The organism is Serratia sp. ID 25-353 (genome assembly GCF_054792795.1).
This window is the reverse complement of record NZ_CM139236.1, coordinates 4,274,971-4,294,073: the sequence shown is the minus strand read 5'-3', so window position 1 is coordinate 4,294,073 and position 19,103 is coordinate 4,274,971. Positions and strand designations below refer to the sequence as shown.

The 19,103-nt window shown below is 60.4% G+C and carries 23 protein-coding genes and 1 tRNA gene; 8 read left to right on the top strand and 16 right to left on the bottom strand.

The annotated features are described in order from the left end of the window. Positions 1-292: 292 nt before the first annotated feature. A tRNA-Phe gene (locus ACYF6X_RS20620) sits at positions 293-368 on the bottom strand. Positions 369-1,072: 704 nt separating this feature from the next. On the opposite strand from ACYF6X_RS20620, the gene speF reads away from it, so the two are divergent. After that, positions 1,073-3,238 carry an ornithine decarboxylase SpeF gene (gene speF / locus ACYF6X_RS20615; RefSeq protein WP_063988762.1) on the top strand — a complete coding sequence of 722 codons (2,166 nt, stop codon included), beginning with the start codon at positions 1,073-1,075 and terminating at the stop codon, positions 3,236-3,238. 50 nt (positions 3,239-3,288) lie between these two features. Here the strand turns inward: speF and mltC are convergent, their stop codons facing one another. From mltC to mutY, 3 genes are all read right to left on the bottom strand, one after another. After that, positions 3,289-4,365 (bottom strand): membrane-bound lytic murein transglycosylase MltC, encoded by a 1,077-nt coding sequence (gene mltC / locus ACYF6X_RS20610; protein ID WP_063988701.1) that lies wholly within the window; start codon positions 4,363-4,365, stop codon positions 3,289-3,291. 63 nt (positions 4,366-4,428) lie between these two features. Further along, the gene (locus tag ACYF6X_RS20605; RefSeq protein WP_004937404.1) at positions 4,429-4,701 is read right to left on the bottom strand and encodes an oxidative damage protection protein; all 273 of its coding nucleotides are present in this window, start codon (positions 4,699-4,701) and stop codon (positions 4,429-4,431) included. Further along, positions 4,698-5,798 (bottom strand): A/G-specific adenine glycosylase, encoded by a 1,101-nt coding sequence (gene mutY, locus ACYF6X_RS20600; RefSeq protein ID WP_233221899.1) that lies wholly within the window; start codon positions 5,796-5,798, stop codon positions 4,698-4,700. Before mutY ends, ACYF6X_RS20605 begins: the two co-directional genes overlap by 4 nt. A gap of 177 nt (positions 5,799-5,975) precedes the next feature. Between mutY and trmB the strand changes: the two genes are divergently transcribed. The 6 genes from trmB to ACYF6X_RS20570 all read left to right on the top strand — a co-directional run bounded on the left by trmB (position 5,976) and on the right by ACYF6X_RS20570 (position 9,363). Beyond that, positions 5,976-6,695 (top strand): tRNA (guanosine(46)-N7)-methyltransferase TrmB, encoded by a 720-nt coding sequence (gene trmB, locus ACYF6X_RS20595; RefSeq protein WP_063988703.1) that lies wholly within the window; start codon positions 5,976-5,978, stop codon positions 6,693-6,695. Then, positions 6,695-7,021 carry a YggL family protein gene (locus ACYF6X_RS20590; RefSeq protein WP_019456098.1) on the top strand — a complete coding sequence of 109 codons (327 nt, stop codon included), beginning with the start codon at positions 6,695-6,697 and terminating at the stop codon, positions 7,019-7,021. The genes trmB and ACYF6X_RS20590 overlap by 1 nt, the downstream gene beginning before the upstream one ends. 95 nt (positions 7,022-7,116) lie before the next feature. Further along, complete coding sequence (glsB, locus tag ACYF6X_RS20585) at positions 7,117-8,040, top strand: glutaminase B (RefSeq protein WP_047730848.1); 924 nt, start codon at positions 7,117-7,119, stop codon at positions 8,038-8,040. A gap of 30 nt (positions 8,041-8,070) precedes the next feature. Then, the gene (locus ACYF6X_RS20580; RefSeq protein WP_063988704.1) at positions 8,071-8,793 is read left to right on the top strand and encodes a YggN family protein; all 723 of its coding nucleotides are present in this window, start codon (positions 8,071-8,073) and stop codon (positions 8,791-8,793) included. A gap of 95 nt (positions 8,794-8,888) precedes the next feature. Continuing rightward, positions 8,889-9,131, top strand: coding sequence for a DUF4160 domain-containing protein (locus tag ACYF6X_RS20575; protein WP_130018804.1), 243 nt, complete (start codon positions 8,889-8,891; stop codon positions 9,129-9,131). Continuing rightward, positions 9,115-9,363, top strand: a complete 249-nt coding sequence (locus ACYF6X_RS20570; protein WP_130018805.1) for a DUF2442 domain-containing protein — start codon at positions 9,115-9,117, stop codon at positions 9,361-9,363. The genes ACYF6X_RS20575 and ACYF6X_RS20570 overlap by 17 nt, the downstream gene beginning before the upstream one ends. A 35-nt stretch (positions 9,364-9,398) precedes the next feature. Here ACYF6X_RS20570 and hemW read toward each other — a convergent pair whose 3' ends face one another. From hemW to ACYF6X_RS20540, 6 genes are read right to left on the bottom strand one after another with little or no spacing between them, the layout of a single operon-like run. Beyond that, complete coding sequence (hemW, locus tag ACYF6X_RS20565; RefSeq protein ID WP_060434548.1) at positions 9,399-10,541, bottom strand: radical SAM family heme chaperone HemW; 1,143 nt, start codon at positions 10,539-10,541, stop codon at positions 9,399-9,401. Beyond that, complete coding sequence (locus ACYF6X_RS20560; RefSeq protein ID WP_130018806.1) at positions 10,534-11,127, bottom strand: XTP/dITP diphosphatase; 594 nt, start codon at positions 11,125-11,127, stop codon at positions 10,534-10,536. Before ACYF6X_RS20560 ends, hemW begins: the two co-directional genes overlap by 8 nt. 17 nt (positions 11,128-11,144) lie before the next feature. Further along, complete coding sequence (gene yggU, locus ACYF6X_RS20555) at positions 11,145-11,435, bottom strand: DUF167 family protein YggU (protein WP_033649585.1); 291 nt, start codon at positions 11,433-11,435, stop codon at positions 11,145-11,147. Next, positions 11,432-11,986: a YggT family protein gene (locus ACYF6X_RS20550; RefSeq protein WP_063988706.1), complete on the bottom strand. Its 555-nt coding sequence runs from the start codon at positions 11,984-11,986 to the stop codon at positions 11,432-11,434. The genes yggU and ACYF6X_RS20550 overlap by 4 nt, the downstream gene beginning before the upstream one ends. Before the next feature lie 31 nt (positions 11,987-12,017). Beyond that, positions 12,018-12,839 carry a pyrroline-5-carboxylate reductase gene (gene proC, locus ACYF6X_RS20545; protein ID WP_063988707.1) on the bottom strand — a complete coding sequence of 274 codons (822 nt, stop codon included), beginning with the start codon at positions 12,837-12,839 and terminating at the stop codon, positions 12,018-12,020. A gap of 19 nt (positions 12,840-12,858) precedes the next feature. Next, positions 12,859-13,566 (bottom strand): YggS family pyridoxal phosphate-dependent enzyme, encoded by a 708-nt coding sequence (locus ACYF6X_RS20540; RefSeq protein WP_149559971.1) that lies wholly within the window; start codon positions 13,564-13,566, stop codon positions 12,859-12,861. Between the two features lie 20 nt (positions 13,567-13,586). Between ACYF6X_RS20540 and ACYF6X_RS20535 the strand changes: the two genes are divergently transcribed. Next, entirely contained in the window at positions 13,587-14,609 is a 1,023-nt protein-coding gene (locus ACYF6X_RS20535) for a type IV pilus twitching motility protein PilT (protein WP_197816964.1), read from the top strand. Here the strand turns inward: ACYF6X_RS20535 and ruvX are convergent. From ruvX to ACYF6X_RS20505, 6 genes are all read right to left on the bottom strand, one after another. Next, positions 14,606-15,028, bottom strand: a complete 423-nt coding sequence (gene ruvX, locus ACYF6X_RS20530; protein ID WP_063988710.1) for a Holliday junction resolvase RuvX — start codon at positions 15,026-15,028, stop codon at positions 14,606-14,608. The genes ACYF6X_RS20535 and ruvX overlap by 4 nt on opposite strands. Then, complete coding sequence (locus tag ACYF6X_RS20525) at positions 15,028-15,591, bottom strand: YqgE/AlgH family protein (protein ID WP_033635940.1); 564 nt, start codon at positions 15,589-15,591, stop codon at positions 15,028-15,030. Before ACYF6X_RS20525 ends, ruvX begins: the two co-directional genes overlap by 1 nt. Before the next feature lie 144 nt (positions 15,592-15,735). Next, complete coding sequence (gene gshB, locus ACYF6X_RS20520; protein ID WP_063988711.1) at positions 15,736-16,686, bottom strand: glutathione synthase; 951 nt, start codon at positions 16,684-16,686, stop codon at positions 15,736-15,738. A gap of 10 nt (positions 16,687-16,696) precedes the next feature. Next, entirely contained in the window at positions 16,697-17,428 is a 732-nt protein-coding gene (rsmE, locus tag ACYF6X_RS20515; RefSeq protein ID WP_049194742.1) for a 16S rRNA (uracil(1498)-N(3))-methyltransferase, read from the bottom strand. A 69-nt stretch (positions 17,429-17,497) separates the two neighbouring features. Beyond that, positions 17,498-18,193, bottom strand: coding sequence for a deoxyribonuclease I (gene endA / locus ACYF6X_RS20510; protein ID WP_063988712.1), 696 nt, complete (start codon positions 18,191-18,193; stop codon positions 17,498-17,500). Positions 18,194-18,294: 101 nt separating this feature from the next. Beyond that, a complete protein-coding gene (locus ACYF6X_RS20505) occupies positions 18,295-18,807 on the bottom strand; it encodes a SprT family zinc-dependent metalloprotease (protein ID WP_107227031.1) in 513 nt (170 codons plus the stop codon). Positions 18,808-19,103: the final 296 nt, after the last annotated feature.

Sequence of the window (19,103 nt, the reverse complement as noted above, 5' to 3'; positions counted from 1 at the left end):
ATCGGATGATGCGGTGGCGCTTCAGCGCTGGCCCGTAGGGTGAGGCCTCAGGCCGAATAATCGAACGCAGTCCGATGGAGAGTCCTGTCCCTGAAAAGCAAAAACCCAGCCATAGGCTGGGTTCTCTAAATATGGTGCCCGGACTCGGACAACCGGCGCATGCGCCGGATTGAACAGCGCTTTAGCGCTGGCCCGTAGGGTGAGGCCTCAGGCCGAATAATCGAACGCAGTTCGATGGAGAGTCCTGTCCCTGAAAAGCAAAAACCCAGCCATAGGCTGGGTTCTCTAAATATGGTGCCCGGACTCGGAATCGAACCAAGGACACGGGGATTTTCAATCCCCTGCTCTACCGACTGAGCTATCCGGGCAACGGGGCGCATTAAACCGTATTGGCCGGATGGCGTCAATCGCTTTCTGTCACAAAGCCGATCGGTTGCTCTATTTTCAGGCAGCGAACCCGGCGGAGTGGGGGATGGGAGGGTATCGTCACTCAATAAATATGCATATAAAACGTGTATTTATACCGGTATTTAGATGGGTTTTTATATATTTTTGTTTAAATAACAATGCATTGCTGTTCAGTTGATGCGCATTAAATCAAGGCGATTCTTGCTTGAACCCCGCAACGAATCATGCAATCATTGCGCAAATTTTAGCACTCTCCGTTCCCTGACGGTGTTCCCGCTTCTTATAAGCCAGAGGGTTATTGGCATGACTGGTTTTGTTGCTCAAGCGCTGCTGCGCACCAGACATCTTACGCCGCCACCGTTCCGCCGTTGTTTCCTTCGCACGTCATCCGCCCGAATACGCCTGCCGGCCATGCGGTAAAGCCGCCTGATGCTCGCTGTTAGGCATGCGTAAAGCCAGCGCTGCGGCCCTGATTTTACTGATGCCTGTCGGACGCTGCCAAGACCAGTTCCCCCGATAGCCGCCTGATGATCCCCGATCATGAGCCGGTCACGCACGCCGCTTATGCTGCCGTGCCGGGGTATCGCTTTACCGGGATAACCGCGTTATCTCATTACCGTGCCGGTGGCACACCCTCATCCTTCACCGTTTGAGAGTCAGCATGATGAAAGAATTGAAAATCGCGACCAGCGCCAGCCTGGTCGCCACCATTGAGACGCTGCGCCAGATCGTGCGCGTAGAGCAGACGGACTACACCGACGTGGCGGCGGCGGTGGTGTCGGTCGCCGACGTGAACGCCGGCATTCTGGCGCGCTTGCAGGCGACGGGGTTCGACATTCCGACCTTCGTGGCGGTGGAAGGGGACGAGCATCTCTCGCCGGACTATCTGCCGTTTGTCAGTGGGGTTTTCGCGCTGCTGGCCGGCGCCAGCAAGCCGTTCTACATGGCGCAGCTGGAGGCCGCCGCCGACGCCTACGAGCAGGCGCTGCTGCCGCCGTTCTTCAAAACGCTGAAGACCTACGTCGAGATGGAAAACTCGACCTTCGCCTGCCCAGGGCATCAGGGCGGCGAGTTCTTCCGCAAACACCCGGCCGGCCGGCAGTTCTTCGATTTCTACGGTGAAACCCTGTTCCGTTCCGATATGTGCAACGCCGATGTCAAGCTGGGCGATCTGCTGATCCACGAAGGCTCGGCCAAGGATGCGCAAAAGCACGCGGCGCGGGTGTTCAACGCCGATAAAACCTACTTCGTGCTCAACGGCACCTCGGCGGCCAATAAGGTGGTGACCAATGCGCTGCTGACCCGTGGCGATCTGGTGCTGTTCGATCGCAACAACCACAAATCCAACCACCACGGGGCGCTGATCCAGGCCGGCGCCACACCGGTCTACCTGGAAACCGCCCGCAACCCGTTCGGCTTTATCGGCGGCATCGATGCGCACTGCTTCGACGAACGTTACCTGCGTGAGCAGATCCGCGAAGTGGCGCCGGAGAAGGCCGCGGCGGCGCGGCCGTTCCGGCTGGCGATCATTCAGCTCGGCACCTACGACGGCACGATTTACAACGCTCGCCAGGTGATCGACACCATCGGCCATCTGTGTGACTACATCCTGTTCGACTCCGCCTGGGTGGGCTACGAAGGCTTTATTCCGATGCTGAAAGAGTGCTCGCCGCTGCTGCTGGAGCTGGACGAGCACGATCCAGGCATTTTCGTCACCCAGTCGGTGCATAAACAGCAGGCGGGGTTCTCGCAGACCTCGCAGATCCACAAGAAAGACGATCATATCAAAGGGCAAAAGCGCCACTGCAACCACAAGCACCTGAACAACGCGTTCATGCTGCATGCGTCGACCAGCCCGTTCTATCCGCTGTTCGCCGCGCTGGACGTCAACGCCAAGATGCACGCCGGCCCCGCCGGGCGCCGCATGTGGATGGATTGCGTCAAACTGGGCATCGAGACCCGCAAACAGCTGCTCACGCGCTGTTCGCAGCTGAAGCCGTTTATTCCGCTGCAGGTGGCGGGCAAAGACTGGCAGGATCACGATACTGACCTTATTGCCAACGACGCGCGCTTCTTCACCTTCGTGCCGGGGGAAACGTGGCACGGCTTCGAAGGCTATGCCCAGGATCAGTATTTGGTGGATCCGTGCAAGCTGTTGCTGACCACGCCGGGCATCGACGCCGCGACCGGCCAATACACCGAGTTTGGCGTGCCGGCCACCATTCTGGCCAACTTCCTGCGCGAGAACGGCATCGTGCCGGAGAAGTGCGATCTCAACTCGATCCTGTTCCTGCTGACCCCGGCAGAAAACCCGGCCAAGATGGAGCACCTGGTGGCGATGCTGGCGCAGTTCGAGCGCTATGTTGCAGAGGACGCGCCGCTGAGCGTGGTGCTGCCGACGGTGTACCGCAAGAACGAGCAACGCTACCGTGGTTACAGCATTCGCCGGCTGTGCCAGGAGATGCACGATCTATACGTCAGCTTCGACGTCAAACAGCTGCAAAAGGAGATGTTCCGCCAGGATCATTTTCCGCCGGTAGTGATGAACCCGCAGGACGCCAACGTGGAGTTTATCCGCGATAACGTCGAGCTGGTGCCGATCGGCCAGGCGGAAGGGCGCATCGCGGCGGAAGGGGCCTTGCCGTACCCGCCGGGCGTGCTGTGCGTGGTGCCGGGCGAAGTGTGGGGCGGCGCGGTGCAGCGCTATTTCCTGGCGCTGGAAGAGGGCATCAACCGCCTGCCGGGCTTCTCGCCGGAGCTGCAGGGGGTCTACATCGAGAAAAAAGATCACGGCTGGAAGCGCATCTTCGGCTATATGATCAAGCCATAGAAAAAGGGCCGGTTCGCACCGGCCCTTATCATTTATCCACGCGAAACGCGTTACTTTCTGCGGTAACTCTTCTGCGCGGTATTCACTTTCACCAGATACCGGCGTGACTCGGCGGCCGGATGCTTGGTGGTCAGCGTTTGGTACACGTCGCCCGGCTGCATGCCGTTGATGATGCCCACCGCGCGCGTTCTGTCGCTGGAGAACACCCGCAGCACGCTGCCTGCACCGCCGTTGTAGGCGGTGATCACCGCATAGCGGCGCGAGGTCGGGTTCTGAATGCCGCCCAGGTAGTTGTTCTGCAGGATAGCCAGATAGGCGGTGCCGGTGTCGATGTTATTTTCCGGATCGAACAGGTAGCTGCGGCTCGGGGTGCCCCATTTGCCGCGCATCTGGAACACATCCTTACCGGCGGTGTGCTGTACCACCTGCATCAGGCCCAGCGCGTCCGAACCGCTCACCGCATACGGGTTGAAGCTCGATTCGGTCTGCATGATAGCCAGGATCAGCGATTCGTCCACGCCGTATTTTTCCGATGCCTTGCGCACCATCGGCAGGTATTTGTGCGCACGTTTGTCCAGGTGGTTCGGCACCAGTTGGATGGTGACCGAGTAGATCACGTGCAGGCCGGAGGTGCGCTTTTGCAGCTTGGTCTGCAGCAGGTAATCGGCGAAGTGCGCCGCGCGCCATTCCCAGCGGATCGGCGCGCCCTTGTTATCCAGCACCTGGCCGTACAGGAACGGCTCTTTGCTGATCTGGATATCGTTGGCGTCGGAATAGAGGTCGATGGACCCCGGATCGTCACCCATCAGCAGCGTGCTGATGATCGCCTGGCGCAGGTGCGCGGCCGGGTCGGTGGTGGCGATGGTCTCGATGGTAATGGCGCCGGTGTCGAAGTTGATGTGGCTGCGGGTTTGGTATTGGTCGGTATATTTGACGTAGTCTTTCGGCCCGGCGATCAGAACTTCGTTCAGACCCCAGATGTTCTCGATGTTGTGGGCGAATTGGCCCATCAGAATGTCGAAGCCGTTGGTATCTTTGATCCAGGCTTCGTTGATATCTTCACTTTTTTTGCCGGAACAGGAGATCAGCAAAGGCGCTATTACGAGCAAAGCTAAAATTTTCTTCATCTTAAAGCCGTTTGGAAGAAGTATAGGAGGATTGAAGCGGGCCAGCGCCTGGCCCCAACAGCGTTATTCGCTCGGCGGCGTATAGCCTTCGATGTGCACGTCGTGCCCTTCGAACAGGAACTTGATCATTTCCTCTTCCAGCAGTTTGCGGTCGTCCACGTTCATCATGTTCAGCTTCTTCTCGTTGATCAGCATGGTCTGCTTCTTCATCCACTCGCCCCAGGCTTCCTTGGAGATCTCGTTGTAGATGCGCTTGCCGACGTCGCCGGGATAAAGCTGGAAGTCCTGGCCTTCGGCGTCGCGCTGCAGGAAAGTACAAAAAATGGTGCGGCTCATGCTAATTCCTCATCGATGGCGCTATCGCCATATAAGTTTTGTTGGATCGGGGGCTGTTTCGCCAGCTGTTGCAACAGGCGATCTACCGGCGCTGCCAGCCCGACCGACGGCGGCTGCGCTAAGTTATACCAGAGACCTGCGCCCTCATCCATGCCGCTGCCCGCCGAGTCGAGCGACAGCCACATCGGCACGATATCGAGATGGAAATGGCTGAACGTGTGGCGAAACGCGGTCAGCTGTTCCAGGCGCTTGCCTTTCAGACCGCGCTGCTGCAGCCAGAGTTCCAAATCCACGCGCGCGCTGAACTGCGGGAAGCAGAACAGGCCGCCCCACAGCCCCACCGCCGGGCGCTGTTCCAGCCACACGCGGTCGCCGTGCTGCAGCAATAAGAAGTAGGCGGTTTTTTCCGGCAGGGTCTGCTTGGGTTTTTTGCCGGGGTAGTTGGCCCAGCTGTGGTTGGCGTAAGACAGGCAGCCGACGTTGAGCGGGCAGAGTTCACACTTGGGCTTGGAGCGGGTGCAGACCATGGCGCCCAGATCCATCATCGCCTGGTTGAACTGGCCGACGCCCTGCGCCGGGGTGACCTCTTCGCTGATTTTCCACAGCCGGTTTTCGACCTCTTTCTTGCCAGGCCAGCCTTCCACCGCGTAGCAGCGGGCCAGCACGCGCTTCACGTTGCCGTCGAGGATCGGATAGTGTTGGCCCAGCGCCAACGACAGCACCGCGCCGGCGGTGGAGCGGCCGACGCCCGGTAAATCGGCGATTTCTGCGAAGGTTGTCGGGAACTCGCCGCCGTGCTGTGCGACAATGGTCTGCGCCGCCTTGTGCAGGTTGCGGGCGCGGGCGTAATAGCCGAGCCCGGTCCACAGATGCAGCACTTCGTCGAGCGGGGCCTCCGCCAGCGCGCGCACGTTGGGAAAACGGGCCATAAAACGCTGAAAATAAGGAATGACGGTGGCAACCTGGGTCTGTTGCAACATCACCTCGGAGAGCCATACTTGATAGGCGGTTTTTTCCAGCTGCCACGGCAGGGTCTTGCGGCCGTAGCGCTGATACCAGTCAAGCACCACCTGTGCGAATTGTTGTGCTTGCATCATGAGCAGCGTCGTTATCCGGCAGAAAATGAAGCGAGATTGCAGCATAGAGTCATGGTGCTGTAAACCGGAACTTTCCGACGCCGCACGGCGGGTACAGAAGATGAACACTTGCTAAACCAATGTATCTTTGCATAATGCGCGTTTCCCTAATTGGCAGCCAAACAGACAGAAAGCACTATGATTAATGACGTCATCTCCCCGGAATTTGATGAGAACGGCCGCGCGATGCGCCGTATCCGCAGTTTTGTCCGCCGCCAGGGGCGGCTGACCAAAGGCCAGCAGCACGCGCTGGAGAACTATTGGCCGGTGATGGGCGTGGAGTATCAGGCTGACGCTGTCAATCTCGCCGCGCTGTTCGGCCGCGACGCGCCGACGGTGCTGGAGATCGGTTTTGGCATGGGCGCCTCGCTGGTGACCATGGCGGGCAACAACCCGCAGCAGAACTTTTTAGGGATCGAAGTGCACTCGCCGGGCGTGGGCGCCTGCCTGGCCGACGCCCACGAGGCGAAGCTGAGCAACCTGCGCGTGATGTGCCACGACGCGGTTGAGGTGCTGGAAAACATGATCCCGGACGGCTCGCTGGACATGGTGCAGCTGTTCTTCCCCGATCCGTGGCACAAGGCGCGTCACAACAAGCGCCGCATCGTGCAAACGCCGTTTGTCGAACTGGTGCTGCGCAAGCTGAAGACCGGCGGCGTCTTCCACATGGCCACCGATTGGCAACCTTATGCGGAACATATGTTAGAGGTTATGAACGGGGTCGCAGGCTACCGTAATCTTTCCAGCGATAATGATTACGTGCCGCGTCCGGATTCGCGCCCACTGACGAAATTTGAATTACGCGGCCAGCGCCTGGGACATGGCGTTTGGGACTTGATGTTTGAGAGGAAAGAATAATGGCTAAGAACCGCAGTCGTCGTTTACGTAAAAAGCTACACATTGAAGAATTTCAGGAGCTGGGTTTCTCCGTAGCCTGGCGCTTCGCCGAAGGCACGTCGGTGGAAGACATCGACAGCACGCTGGATACCTTCATCGATGAAGTGATCGAGCCGAACGGCCTGGCGTTTGACGGCAGCGGCTACCTGCAGTGGGAAGGTCTGATCTGCCTGCAGAAGATCGGCCACTGCACCGACGAACAGCGCGAGCTGGTGAAAAACTGGCTGGAAGCGCGCAAACTGACTGACGTTAAGGTCAGCGATCTGTTCGATATCTGGTGGGATTGATCGCGCTTGCCCGATGAGCGCGGCTTCGCGCCGCGCCGTTTTATTGATCTCAGGTGCCTTAACGGCGCCTTTGTTTTGCCCGGAGTGTGACCGCGGTGGTAACAACATTGGATAACGCGTTGCTGGAGGAGATCCTGCAACAGGTACGCCCGCTGATTGGCCAGGGGAAAGTGGCCGACTACATCCCGGCGTTGGCGGAAGTGCCCGCCGATCGGCTGGCGATCGCCGTCTGCACGGTGGACGGCGAACTGTTCCAGGCCGGCGACGCCGCGGAGCGCTTCTCCATTCAGTCGATCTCCAAAGTGCTGAGCCTGACGCTGGCGTTGACGCGCTATCAGGAGCCTGAGATTTGGCGGCGCGTCGGCAAAGAGCCTTCCGGCCTGCCGTTCAACTCGCTGCTGCAGCTGGAGATGGAGCAGGGCAAACCGCGCAATCCGTTTATCAACCCCGGCGCGCTGGTGGTGTGCGACATGCTGCAAACCCGGCTCAGCGCCCCCAAACAGCGCATGCTCGAGGTGGTGCGCCAGCTAGCCGGCGAAGACGACCTGGCCTATGATCTGCGGGTGGCGCGCTCCGAGTTTGAACACTCCGATCGCAATGCGGCCATCGCCTATCTGATGAAGTCGTTCGGCAACTTCGAGAACGACGTGATCACCGTGCTGCAAACCTATTTCCACTACTGCGCGCTGCGCATGAGTTGTGTGGAGCTGGCGCGCAGCTTCGTCTATCTGGCCAATCACGGCCGCGATCTCAACGGCGAGGCGGTGATCAGCCCGCTGCAGGCCCGGCAGATCAATGCTCTGATGATGACCAGCGGGATGTACGACGGCGCCGGCGAATTCGCCTATCGGGTGGGAATGCCGGGCAAGTCCGGCGTGGGCGGCGGCATCGTGGCCATCGTGCCGGGCGAGTTGTCGATCGTCGTCTGGTCGCCGGAGCTGGATGCTTCCGGCAACTCGCTGGCGGGAACTGCGGCGCTGGAACTGTTGTCTCAACGTATCGGTCGTTCGATTTTTTAATCCCAATCTGGATGGGAGTCAGGAGAAGCTATGTTGAAGAAAACCGGGTTAGCCTTACTGCTGCTGGCGGCGACTGCCGTGCAGGCCCACGCCGAGTACCAATGCAGCGTTAAACCCCAGGATGATGTGATCATCAGCCCGCAGAGCGTGCAGGTGAAAGGCGCCAGCGGCGACCTGCAAATTTCGCCGGATGGCGACGTGATCCGCAATGGCCAGGCGCTGAGCCTGAACGACAGCCAGCGGCAGAAAGCCTTCAGCTACCAGAGCGCGCTGCGCAAACAACTGCCGTGGATCGACGACGGCGCGCAGCAGCACCTGGAGAAAGCCCGTTCGTCGCTGGATAAAGTGATCGTCAAAGAGCTGGGCAGCAACAGCAACGTGCGCAACCGACTGACCACTCTGAACGGCCAGTTGAAACAGCAGATGAACCGCATCATCGAACACCGCAGCGACGGCCTGACCTTCCACCACAAGGCGATCGACCAGGTGGAACAGGACGGCCGCAACATCGTGCAGCAGAGCATGGGCGGGGTGCTGCAGGACAGCCTGAACGAGATGGGCGTCAAACAGGCCGCCAACAGCGGCGGCAACCCGCTGCAGGCGATCATGGGCAATCTGGGCGGCTTGCAGAAGGCGATCCAGAACGAATGGAACAACCAGGAGCAGGACTTCCAGAACTTCGGCCGCGACGTTTGCAACCGCGTCACCGCACTGGAAACCCAGCGCAAGGATCTGCTGAAGGCGTTGAAGTAACGGGTAGGCATAGCCGCCGTGCGTTCTTTGACCTCACGACGGCTATCTGAGAAACTGGCTAAACTATAATCAATCGGCAAAAGGATTTTGCATTGATGCCAGTGATATTCCGTTATAAAGGCTATAGGTTCTTTTTTTATTCGAATGAGGGTGACCCGCTTGAGCCGCCGCATGTTCATATCAGAGACGCTGAGGCTGAAGCGAAATTTTGGTTGGTTCCTGGCGTGCAGTTGGCGCGTAATGACGGCTTTAACGCCAGAACGCTAAAAGAGTTGGCTGGTCTGGTTGAGACCTATCAGGCATTGTTTTTGGAGGCTTGGCATGAGTATTTCGGCTAAACGCGTCAGCTTTGACGATACGACGATGTGGGTCGAACTGAGTGACGCCAGAATTATTGGTGTGCCGCTGGCCTGGTTTCCCCGTTTGTTGAATGCGACGGAAGAACAGCGGGCGGGGTATGAGTTCAGCGCTCGCGGCATCCATTGGGACGCGTTGGACGAGGATGTTTCCGTTGACGGGCTGCTGAAGGGGCGTGGCGACGTGACGCACCGCCCTCATAATGCCGCCTGAACATGAAAAAAGCGCTGATTATTCAGCGCTTTTTTTTACTCGTCGTCCGCCAGGAACAGTTCCAGCAGCGAGTTGAGGAACAGTTTGCCCTTCTCGGTGATCTGCCAGTGCTCCGCGGTTTCTTCCAGATAGCCTTTGGCCAGCGCTTCGTCCAGCTGTGGGCGAATGACGCTTTCCGCCAGCCCGGTGTAGTTGACGAAGTCGGCGCGCGGCGCGGCTTCCAACAGGCGGAAGCGGTTCATGAAGAATTCGAACGGCCGATCCGCCGCCGCCACCTCATGCTGCTTGTCCATGTAGTCGCCGCGCATAAAGCCGCGCGGGTGCTTGGTCTTGGCGGTGCGCAGGATGCGCCCGTCGCTGAAGGTCACCTTGCCGTGCGCGCCGCAGCCGATCCCCAGGTAGTCGCCGAAGCGCCAGTAGTTGAGGTTGTGCTGGCATTGGAAGCCCGGCTTGGCGTAGGCCGAGGTTTCATACTGTTGATAGCCGGCGGCGCTCAGCAGCTGGTGGCCGCGTTCGAAGATATCCCACAGCGCGTCGTCGTCCGGCAAAACCGGCGGGCGCGAGCTGAACAGGGTGTTCGGCTCGATGGTCAGCTGATACCACGACAGGTGCGGCGGATTGAGGGCGATAGCCTGGCGCAGATCGTCCAGCGCCTCTTCCAGCGACTGATCCGGCAGGCCGTGCATCAGATCGAGGTTGAAGCTGCGTAGGCCAAGGCCGGTCGCCAGCGTCGCCGCGCGCTTGGCCTCTTCCGGGCCGTGGATGCGTCCTAAGCGGGTCAGCTTCTCGGCGCTGAAGCTTTGCACTCCGATGGAGATGCGATTGACGCCGGCGCGCTGGTAGCCACTGAAGCGATCGGCCTCCACGGTGCCGGGGTTGGCCTCCATGGTGATTTCGGCGTCGTCGGCGACGCGAATGCGCGCCCGCACGCCGTCCAGCAAGGCTTGCATCGCCTCGGCGCTCAGCAGGCTGGGGGTGCCGCCGCCGATGAAGATGGTGCTTATCTCCCGGCCGCCGGCCAGCGGCAGATCGGCATCCAGATCCGCCAACAGATGATCGACATACTCCTGATGCGGCACGTCACCCTTCAGCGCATGGGAGTTGAAGTCGCAGTACGGGCATTTCTGCACGCACCACGGGATGTGGATGTAGAGACTCAGCGGGGGCAGCTTAAGCATTGCGCATGGCTTCCAACATCAGTTTCAGCGCCTTGCCGCGGTGCGACATCGCCCGCTTCTCGTCGCGGCTCAGCTCGGCGGCGGTGCGGCCCAGCTCCGGCACGTAGAAGACAGGATCGTAACCGAAGCCGCCTTCACCGGCGGCCTGCTCGGTGATTTCGCCGGCCCAGCTGCCGTGGAACACCAGCGGCGTCGGATCTTCTGCATGGCGCAGATAGACCAGCACGCAGTGGAATTGCGCGCCGCGCCGGCCCGGCGACACGTCTTTCAGCGCTGCCAGCAGCTTATCGAGGTTCTGCCGATCGTCGGCGTCTTTACCGGCATAGCGTGCGGAGTAGATGCCCGGCGCGCCGCCCAGCGCGTCGACCGCCAGGCCGGAGTCGTCGGCGATCGCCGGCAGGCCGGTGACCTGTGCCGCATGGCGCGCTTTCAGAATGGCGTTTTCGATAAACGTCAGCCCGGTTTCTTCGGCGGATTCCACGCCCAGATCGGTTTGCGCGACCACGTCCAGGCCGAAATCGGCCAACAGGTCGGCAAGTTCGCGCACTTTGCCCGGGTTACCGGTGGCAAGAACGACTTTTTGCATAATGACTACCTTGAAAATTATTCGATGAGCGCCGCGACCACGGCGGGGATCTGTTGCGGATTCACGATGCGTAACTGTTTATGCCGCCCCAGTTCGCCTTTCTCGATGGTGACGCTGCTTTTCGCCACTTTGAACTGCTTGGCGATAAACTTGATCAAATGGGCGTTGGCTTGGCCGTCGACCGGCGGGGCGGTGATGGCGACTTTCAGTTCGTCGCCATGCAAGCCGATAATTTGGTCGCGGCTGGCTTTCGGCTGAATATATAGCCTGATCGCCAGCCCGTCCAGCACCGGAGTGACTGCACTCACAGCAGGAACCAGATCTCGCCGAACAGATCCATGCCCAGGTAGTTGATCAGATAGAGGATCAGGATTACCACCATGGCGGAAAAGTCGATACCGCCCATCGCCGGGATGATGCGACGGATCGGCGCCATCAAGGGTTCGGTCAGTTGGTACATCACGTAGTCGATCGGGCTGCGGCCCTGACTGATCCAGCTCATCAGCGCACGAATGATCATCACCCAGAAGATCAGGTAGCCGGCAGACTTCACCAGTGAGATCAGACCGAACAGCAGGTTATAGGGGCTGAGCGATATCGCGCCGCCCTGGATCAGCAGCAGCAGCGGGTACTTGATGGTCATCAGCAGGAACGCCAGCAACAGCGAAGCGCTGTCGATAGGCCCCAGCGACGGGATGATGCGGCGCAGCGGGCCGACGACCGGCTGAGTGATCTTCACCACAAACTGCGAGAACGGGTTGTAAAAATCGGTGCGCGTCCATTGCATCCAAATGCGCAGCAACAGCACCATCACGTACAGATCAATAACGGTCTTGACCAGGAAAGTCAGCGTTAGCATGAAGTGGTCCTTCTCCTTAACTCATGGTTATTTAAAATAATTTTTCCATCTCTTGGGCGCGGGCAACGGCGGCCTGCATCGCTTGTGCCACGGTTTCCGGCAACTGGCGTTCGTTGAACACCCGCAGCGCTTCGGCGGTGGTGCCGCCTTTGGAGGTGACCTGCTCGCGCAGCGTGCCCAGCGGCGTATCCGGGTTGGCTTCTACCAAGGCGGCGGCGCCGGAAGCAGCCTGCTGCACCAGATCGCGCGCGGTCTGGCTGTCGAAGCCCATGCGTTCGGCCTCTTTTTGCATCGCTTCCATAAACAGGAAGAAATAGGCCGGGGCGCTGCCCGCGGCGGCGATCACGCCGTTGATGCCATTTTCGTCATCGACCCAGCAAACTTTACCGACCGATGCCATTAAATCGCCGGTGTAATCGCGATCCTGCCGGCTGACCTGCGCCGGTGCGTACAATCCGCTCATGCCCTTGCCGACCAGCGACGGGGTGTTGGGCATGATACGCACGATGTTCAGCTTGTCGCCGAGCAGCTGATAGAAACGGCTGACCTGAATGCCGGCGGCGATCGACAGCACCAGTTTGCCGCCGAAATCGACCTGCTCGCGCAGCGGTTGGCAAACGTCGGCCATCAGCTGCGGTTTGACCGCCAGCACCACTACGTCGGCCTCGCGCGCGCAGGCGACGTTATCGCCGCTGCTGACGATGCCGTAGTCCGCCGCCAGCGCGTCACGGTTTTTCGGTGAAGGGGCGCAGACGCTGATGGATTTGGCCGGATAGCCGCCCGCCACCAGGCCGGCGATGATTGCACGCGCCATGTTGCCGGCGCCGATAAAGGTAATCTTGCGATGTTGCATCAAATCCCTCGTCTGTTTGTCAGGCCTGCGAGTAGTCGCGGGCGCCAAAAATTGCGGTGCCGATGCGCACCAGTGTGCTGCCTGCGGCGATCGCCGCCGCCATATCGTCCGTCATGCCCATCGATAGCGTATCGGCCTGCGGATAACGCTGACGCAGGGCGAGAAAGGCGTCGTGCATCCGGCTGAATACCGCCAGCTGCCGCTGGTAATCCGCTTCCGGCGCCGGAATGGCCATCAGGCCGCGCAGCGTCAGGTTCGGCAGTCCGGCAATCGCTTCCGCCAGCGCCGGCAGCTCGGCCAGCGCGATGCCGGATTTGCTTTGCTCGTCGCTGATGTTGATTTGAATCAGCACGTTGAGCGGCGGCATGTCGACCGGGCGCTGATCGCTCAGGCGCTGGGCGATGCGCAGCCGATCTACGGTATGGCACCAGGCGAAGTGTTCCGCCACCAGCCGACTCTTATTGGATTGCAGCGGGCCGATAAAGTGCCACACCAACTCGCCGCCCTGCGAAGACTCGGCGAAATGCCGGATCTTGTCTACCCCTTCCTGCACGTAGTTCTCGCCGAAGGCGCGTTGGCCGGCGGCGATGGCTTCTTCGATCGCCGCCACAGGTTTGGTTTTGCTGACTGCAAGCAGGGCAACTTCTTCTGGCGCCCGCGCGCAGTTTTGCGCGGCGGCCGCGATGCGGTTTCTGACATCCTGCAGGTTCTGTTGGATAGTGCTCATTATTGACCCAGGAGAGTGATATGGATATCGATGAATTCGTGGCCCTTAGTGTAAAGCATAACGCTTCCGATCTGCACCTTTGTGCCGGCCATCCGCCGATGTTGCGCATCGACGGCGAACTGCACCCGCTGGCAGCGGTGCCAATGCTGACGGCGCAAGGCGTGCAGACCCTCTGCGACGGATTGCTGAATGCGCAGCAGCGCGAGAGCCTGCTGCGGCTGGGGCAGGTCGATCTGGCGCTGCACAGGCCGGGCGGGGAGCGGCTGCGGGCCAACGTTTTTCAGCAAAACGTGGGGATGTCTCTCGCATTGCGGCGTGTCGCCGGGCAGGCGCCTTCGCTTGCCGAGCTGGCGGCGCCGGCCATCGTATCGGCGCTGCTGCGGCGCGACGATGGGCTTCTCCTGGTCACTGGTGCCACCGGCAGCGGCAAGTCCACCACGCTGGCGGCGATGATCGACGAGATCAACCGGCACCAGTCGCGGCACATTTTGACGCTGGAGGATCCGATCGAATTCCTGCACCGCAGCCGACGTTCGCTGATCCAGCAGCGGGAGATCGGCCGCGACACTCACAGCTTCGATGCGGCGTTGCGCGCCGCGCTGCGTGAAGATCCGGATGTGATCCTGCTGGGTGAGCTGCGCGATATCGCCACCATCCGGCTGGCGCTCACCGCGGCGGAGACCGGGCATCTGGTGCTGGCGACGCTGCACACCCGCAGCGCGCCGCAGGCGGTGGAACGGCTGGTGGACGTGTTTCCGGCGGAAGAGAAACCCTATGTGCGCGCCCAACTGGCCGGCAGCCTGCAGGCGGTGATCGCGCAAAAGCTGATGAGGCGGCCCGGCGGCGGGCGAGTGGCAATCTTTGAGGTGCTGACGGCGACGGCGGCGGTCAGCAACCTGATCCGCGAAGGAAAAACCCATCAGTTGGCGAGCGTGTTGCAAACCGGCGCGCAGTCCGGCATGCAAACCTTTGAGCAAGGTTTGCAGCAGCGGATCGACGCCGGCGTGTTGGGGGAGTGTGCGGGGGAGGGAACGGGGGGTTAACTCAACTGCCGTTCGAACCAGCTTTCGAGGATCACCACCGCAGAGGCGGAGTCCACGCTGCCTTTGTCGAGCGCGCGGAAGCCGCCGCGATCGAACAGGTTGGCGCGCGCTTCCACGGTGCTCAGGCGCTCGTCATGCAGATCGATCTGGATGCCGAAGCGGCCGTGCAGGCGGTTGGCGAACTTGCGCGCCTGGGCGGTCACCGGTTGTTCGGTGCCGTCCATGTTCAGCGGCAGGCCGACCACCACCAGATCCGGCTGCCACTCCTTCAGCAGCTTTTCGATTTTCAGCCAGTCCGGCGAGCCGTCCTGCGCTTTGAAAGCCGGCAGGGCGCGGGCGCTGCCGGTCAACTCCTGGCCGACGGCCGCGCCGATGCTTTTGGTGCCGAAGTCGAAGGCGATAATGGTGCGGTTGCTCATCAGGCGTGTCCTGCGTGGTTGGCGATGCTGCGAATGTCGATACCCAGGAGGTTCCCCGCCTCGCGCCAACGGCTGGCGATCGGCGTGCGGAACAGAATGTCGGTGTTGGCTTCGATGGTCAGCCAGGCGTTCTCCAACACCTCCTGCTCCAGCTGGCCCTTTTCCCAGCCCGCATAACCCAGCGCCACCAGCACGTCGTCCGGTTGTTCCGGGGTGCCGAGCGTTTCCAGCACGTCTTTCGAGGTGGTGATCATGGTGTTGGGGGAGATTTGAATGCTGGCGCCGAAGCCGTGGCGCGGCGTATGCAGGATAAACCCGCGATCGTCCGCCAGCGGGCCGCCGGCGAACACCGGCTTGTCCAGGCTGATGGCCGGATCGCGCGCAGGTGGCATGATCTTCAGCTTGCTCAGTACCGTGGCTACCGTGAACTGCTCCACCGGTTTATTGATCACCAAACCCATGGCGCCTTCTTCGTTATGCTCGCAGACGTAAATCACCGAGCGCTTGAAGCGAGGATCCTGCAGGGTGGGCATGGCGATCAGAAAATGGTGCTGTAAATTCATGGCGTTAGTATAAGGTAATCAATGGGTGAGAAAATAAACAGCCGACAGTATGCGGCTATACCCGCTGCCTTTCAAGCCGCGTGCAAAGGCGCGCTTTGGCGGGCGCGATGCTGGATAGCGGGCGGCTTGCCGCCCGCATGCGCATTACTTCGCCGCCAGGCGCTTTTCAATCGCGTCCATCAGCATGCCGGTAATCGAGATGGGGAATGCCGCCTCAATTTCGCGCGCGCAGGTTGGGCTGGTCACGTTGATCTCGGTCAGGCGATCGCCGATCACGTCCAGGCCGACGAAGATCAGCCCTTTCTCTTTCAGCGTCGGCGCGACGGCGCGGGCGATTTTCCAGTCGCTCTCGCTCAGCGGACGCGCTTCGCCGCGGCCGCCGGCCGCCAGGTTGCCACGGGTCTCGCCCTGCGCCGGAATGCGCGCCAGGCAGTAAGGCACCGGCTCGCCGTCCACCACCAGGATGCGTTTGTCGCCGTCCTTGATCGCCGGCAGGAAGTTCTGCGCCATGCAGAAACGGCTGCCGTGTTCGGTCAGGGTTTCGATGATCACCGACAGGTTAGGATCGTCCTGCTTCACACGGAAGATAGACGCGCCGCCCATGCCGTCCAGCGGCTTCAGGATGACGTCGCCGTGCTGCTGGTGGAATTTGCGGATGTGCGCGGCGCTGCGGCTGACCAGCGTGTCCGGCGTCAGTTCCGGGAACCAGGCGGTGAACAGCTTCTCGTTGCAGTCGCGCAGGCTTTGCGGCTTGTTGACCACCAGCGTGCCTTTGACCTCGGCGCGCTCCAGAATGTAGGTCGCGTAAATGTATTCGGTATCGAACGGCGGATCCTTGCGCATCAGGATCACGTCCAGATCGTGCAGCGCCAGATCCTGCTCGGCGCCGAAGTTGAACCAGTTCTCCTTGTCTTCCTTCACGCTCAGCAGGCGGGTGCGGGCGCGCCCGTCACCGGCGTGCAGATAGAGATCGTTCATCTCCATGTAGTGCAATTCGTAACCGCGGCGCTGCGCTTCGAGCAGCATGGCGAAGCTGGTGTCTTTCTTGATGTTGATGGAATCGATAGGGTCCATCACGATGCCGAGCTTAATCATCTTTTCTCCTTTAACCCAGGTCGCCGAAACGGACCTGCAGAGCGGTAATGGCGGTGAGCGCTGTGGTTTCGGTACGCAGAACGCGTGGTCCCAACAGAATATCAGTAAATCCGTGGTCGGTGGTCATGGCGATTTCGTCGGCGGACAAACCGCCTTCCGGGCCGATCAGCAGGCGGACGCGGTCTACCGGCTGCGGCAGGGTGTTGATGCTGTGACTGGCGCGCGGATGCAGGTTGAGCTTCAGGCTGCCGTCCTGCTCGGCGCACCAGGCTTCCAGCGACATCGCCTCGCGGATTTCGGGAATGCGGTTGCGGCCGCACTGTTCGCAGGCGGCGATGGCGATCTTTTGCCATTGCTGGATTTTCTTCGCCAGACGCTCGCCGTCCAGTTTGACGCCGCAGCGCTCGGAAAACAGCGGGGTAATGACGTTGACGCCCAGCTCGATGGACTTCTGAATGGTGAACTCCATCTTCTCGCCGCGCGAGATGACCTGGCCCAGATGCAGGTTGAGCGGCGATTCGATGTCATCCACGCGGCCGTCGCCGAGGCGCACCAGCACGCTCTTTTTGTCCACCCGGACTATCTCGGCGTCGAACACCTGGTTGCTGCCGTCGAACAGCTGCAGCGCCTGGCCGGCGCTCATGCGCAGCACGCGCCCGACGTGGTTGGCGGCGTCTTCGCTCAGGGCGATCTCCGCCCGATCGGTCAACGGCTGCGGATGGTAAATGCGGGGTATGCGCATGGGTAGTCTGATCCTGACGAAACGGCGCCGCGGGTTGGCGGCGCCATGAAAGATAAAGGCTATAGTAGGTTAGCTTTTCTGCTGCTGACAAGCCTGTTGAATATAGGGGTTGTGGTTGCCCTGCACCTTGGCGATACGTGCTTCACGCTGACATTCCCATTGGCTCACCGGATATTGCCGGTTCCACACCTCGAACAGCTGGGTTTGCTGGCGTGACAGCCGCAGTTGGTAGCGATCGCGCATGTAGAAGTAGGTGCGGGCAATAGCGCCGCGTGCGCGGGCGGGCGGCTCCGCCTGTTTATGCTTGAAGTCCACCTTCATCGGGCATTGCCCGTATTGGCCTGCGCCGCCGTTCCATTGGCTGTACATGAAGTTATTGCGGTCGCCGTTCACTTCGCCGATCGCCGGCTGCAGGTTGTGCAGATCGATTTCTATCTGGCGATAGGTGGCGTCTTTGTTGCAGTTCTTGCGCCCACCGTCCTGCCAGCACTGCAGCTGGTGGCCGAACTGCCAGGCCGGCACCACGTGTTCCCACTCGATGCGCTGCGCGCGCTGGGCGTTTTTACGCACCTGATAGCCGCAGCCGGCGAGATCCGGGATGCCCTTCTTGCCTTGCCAATCGATGCGGCAGCCGCAGTAAAAACTGCCCGGCGCATCCTGGTTAATCTTGGCCGCCGCCGCCTTGGCCTGAGAAAAGTTATTGATGCCGTGTGCCTGTACGGCGCCTGCGGCGAAAACCGCCATAAACAAAATTCTGCGAAGCATATTCCAAAACAGCTCAAAATTGGAAAAGCAGGCAGGGTAACGGAACTTGCCGGCAGTGGCAAATGGCGATATTTGCTTGTTTTAACGTATAAATCGTTTAACTAAAGGTTCTCGATAGCGAGAAATTTCAGTTTTTCGCCGCACCGGCGGCAGCGGTACTCGCTTTCGCCGCGCAGCACGCGGTTATGGCGGCGAATGGTGAGCTGGTGCTGCCCGCAGCCGCAGCGGTAGGGGAAGGTTTTGCTTTGCACCGAGGCGGTTTCGAAGCGGTGAGTGCGGCTGGCGGGGGTCAGTAGTACGCTTTCCATCATCCAGCGCCATTCGCGGCCGTGCGGCGCCACCCGGCCGAATTGGCGAAATACCAGCAGGTGCGCCAACTCGTGCGGCACCACTTCATCGATAAACGGCTGTTGGTTTTCCAGCAGCAGTACCGGATTCAGGCGGATTTCCCAGCTTTGCAGCCAGGCGGTGCCCGCGCTGGTGCCGCGTTGCTGATAGACGATGCTGGGTTCGGGGAACTCGACGGCAAAATGCCGGCGTGCCAACTGCAGCTTTTCTCGCAGGCAGCGCATCACCGCTTGTTGCAGCGCGATGGGGATTCTTGGTTTGTTCATTGCGGCCTAGCTTAAGCAATGGCGCGGCGGCTGACAATATGCCCCGGCCTAAATCCGCATCCGACGCTTTCTTGGCGCCGCGCGCCGGTTTTTCGCCACATTGATAAGGCGATCGCCGCCGATGGATTGTAATCAATGTGTTAACTGCGGGATAATAAAGCGTGCATGATGAGCCTGTACCCGCAGTTCTCACCGAGCAAGGTTGAAACGCCGCCTGTGGTAACCCCTTACGCAAAGAGCGGTTATTTTGCGATTTGGCGCAATAACTGACTGATTAAAAATACGTAAGGTGGAGG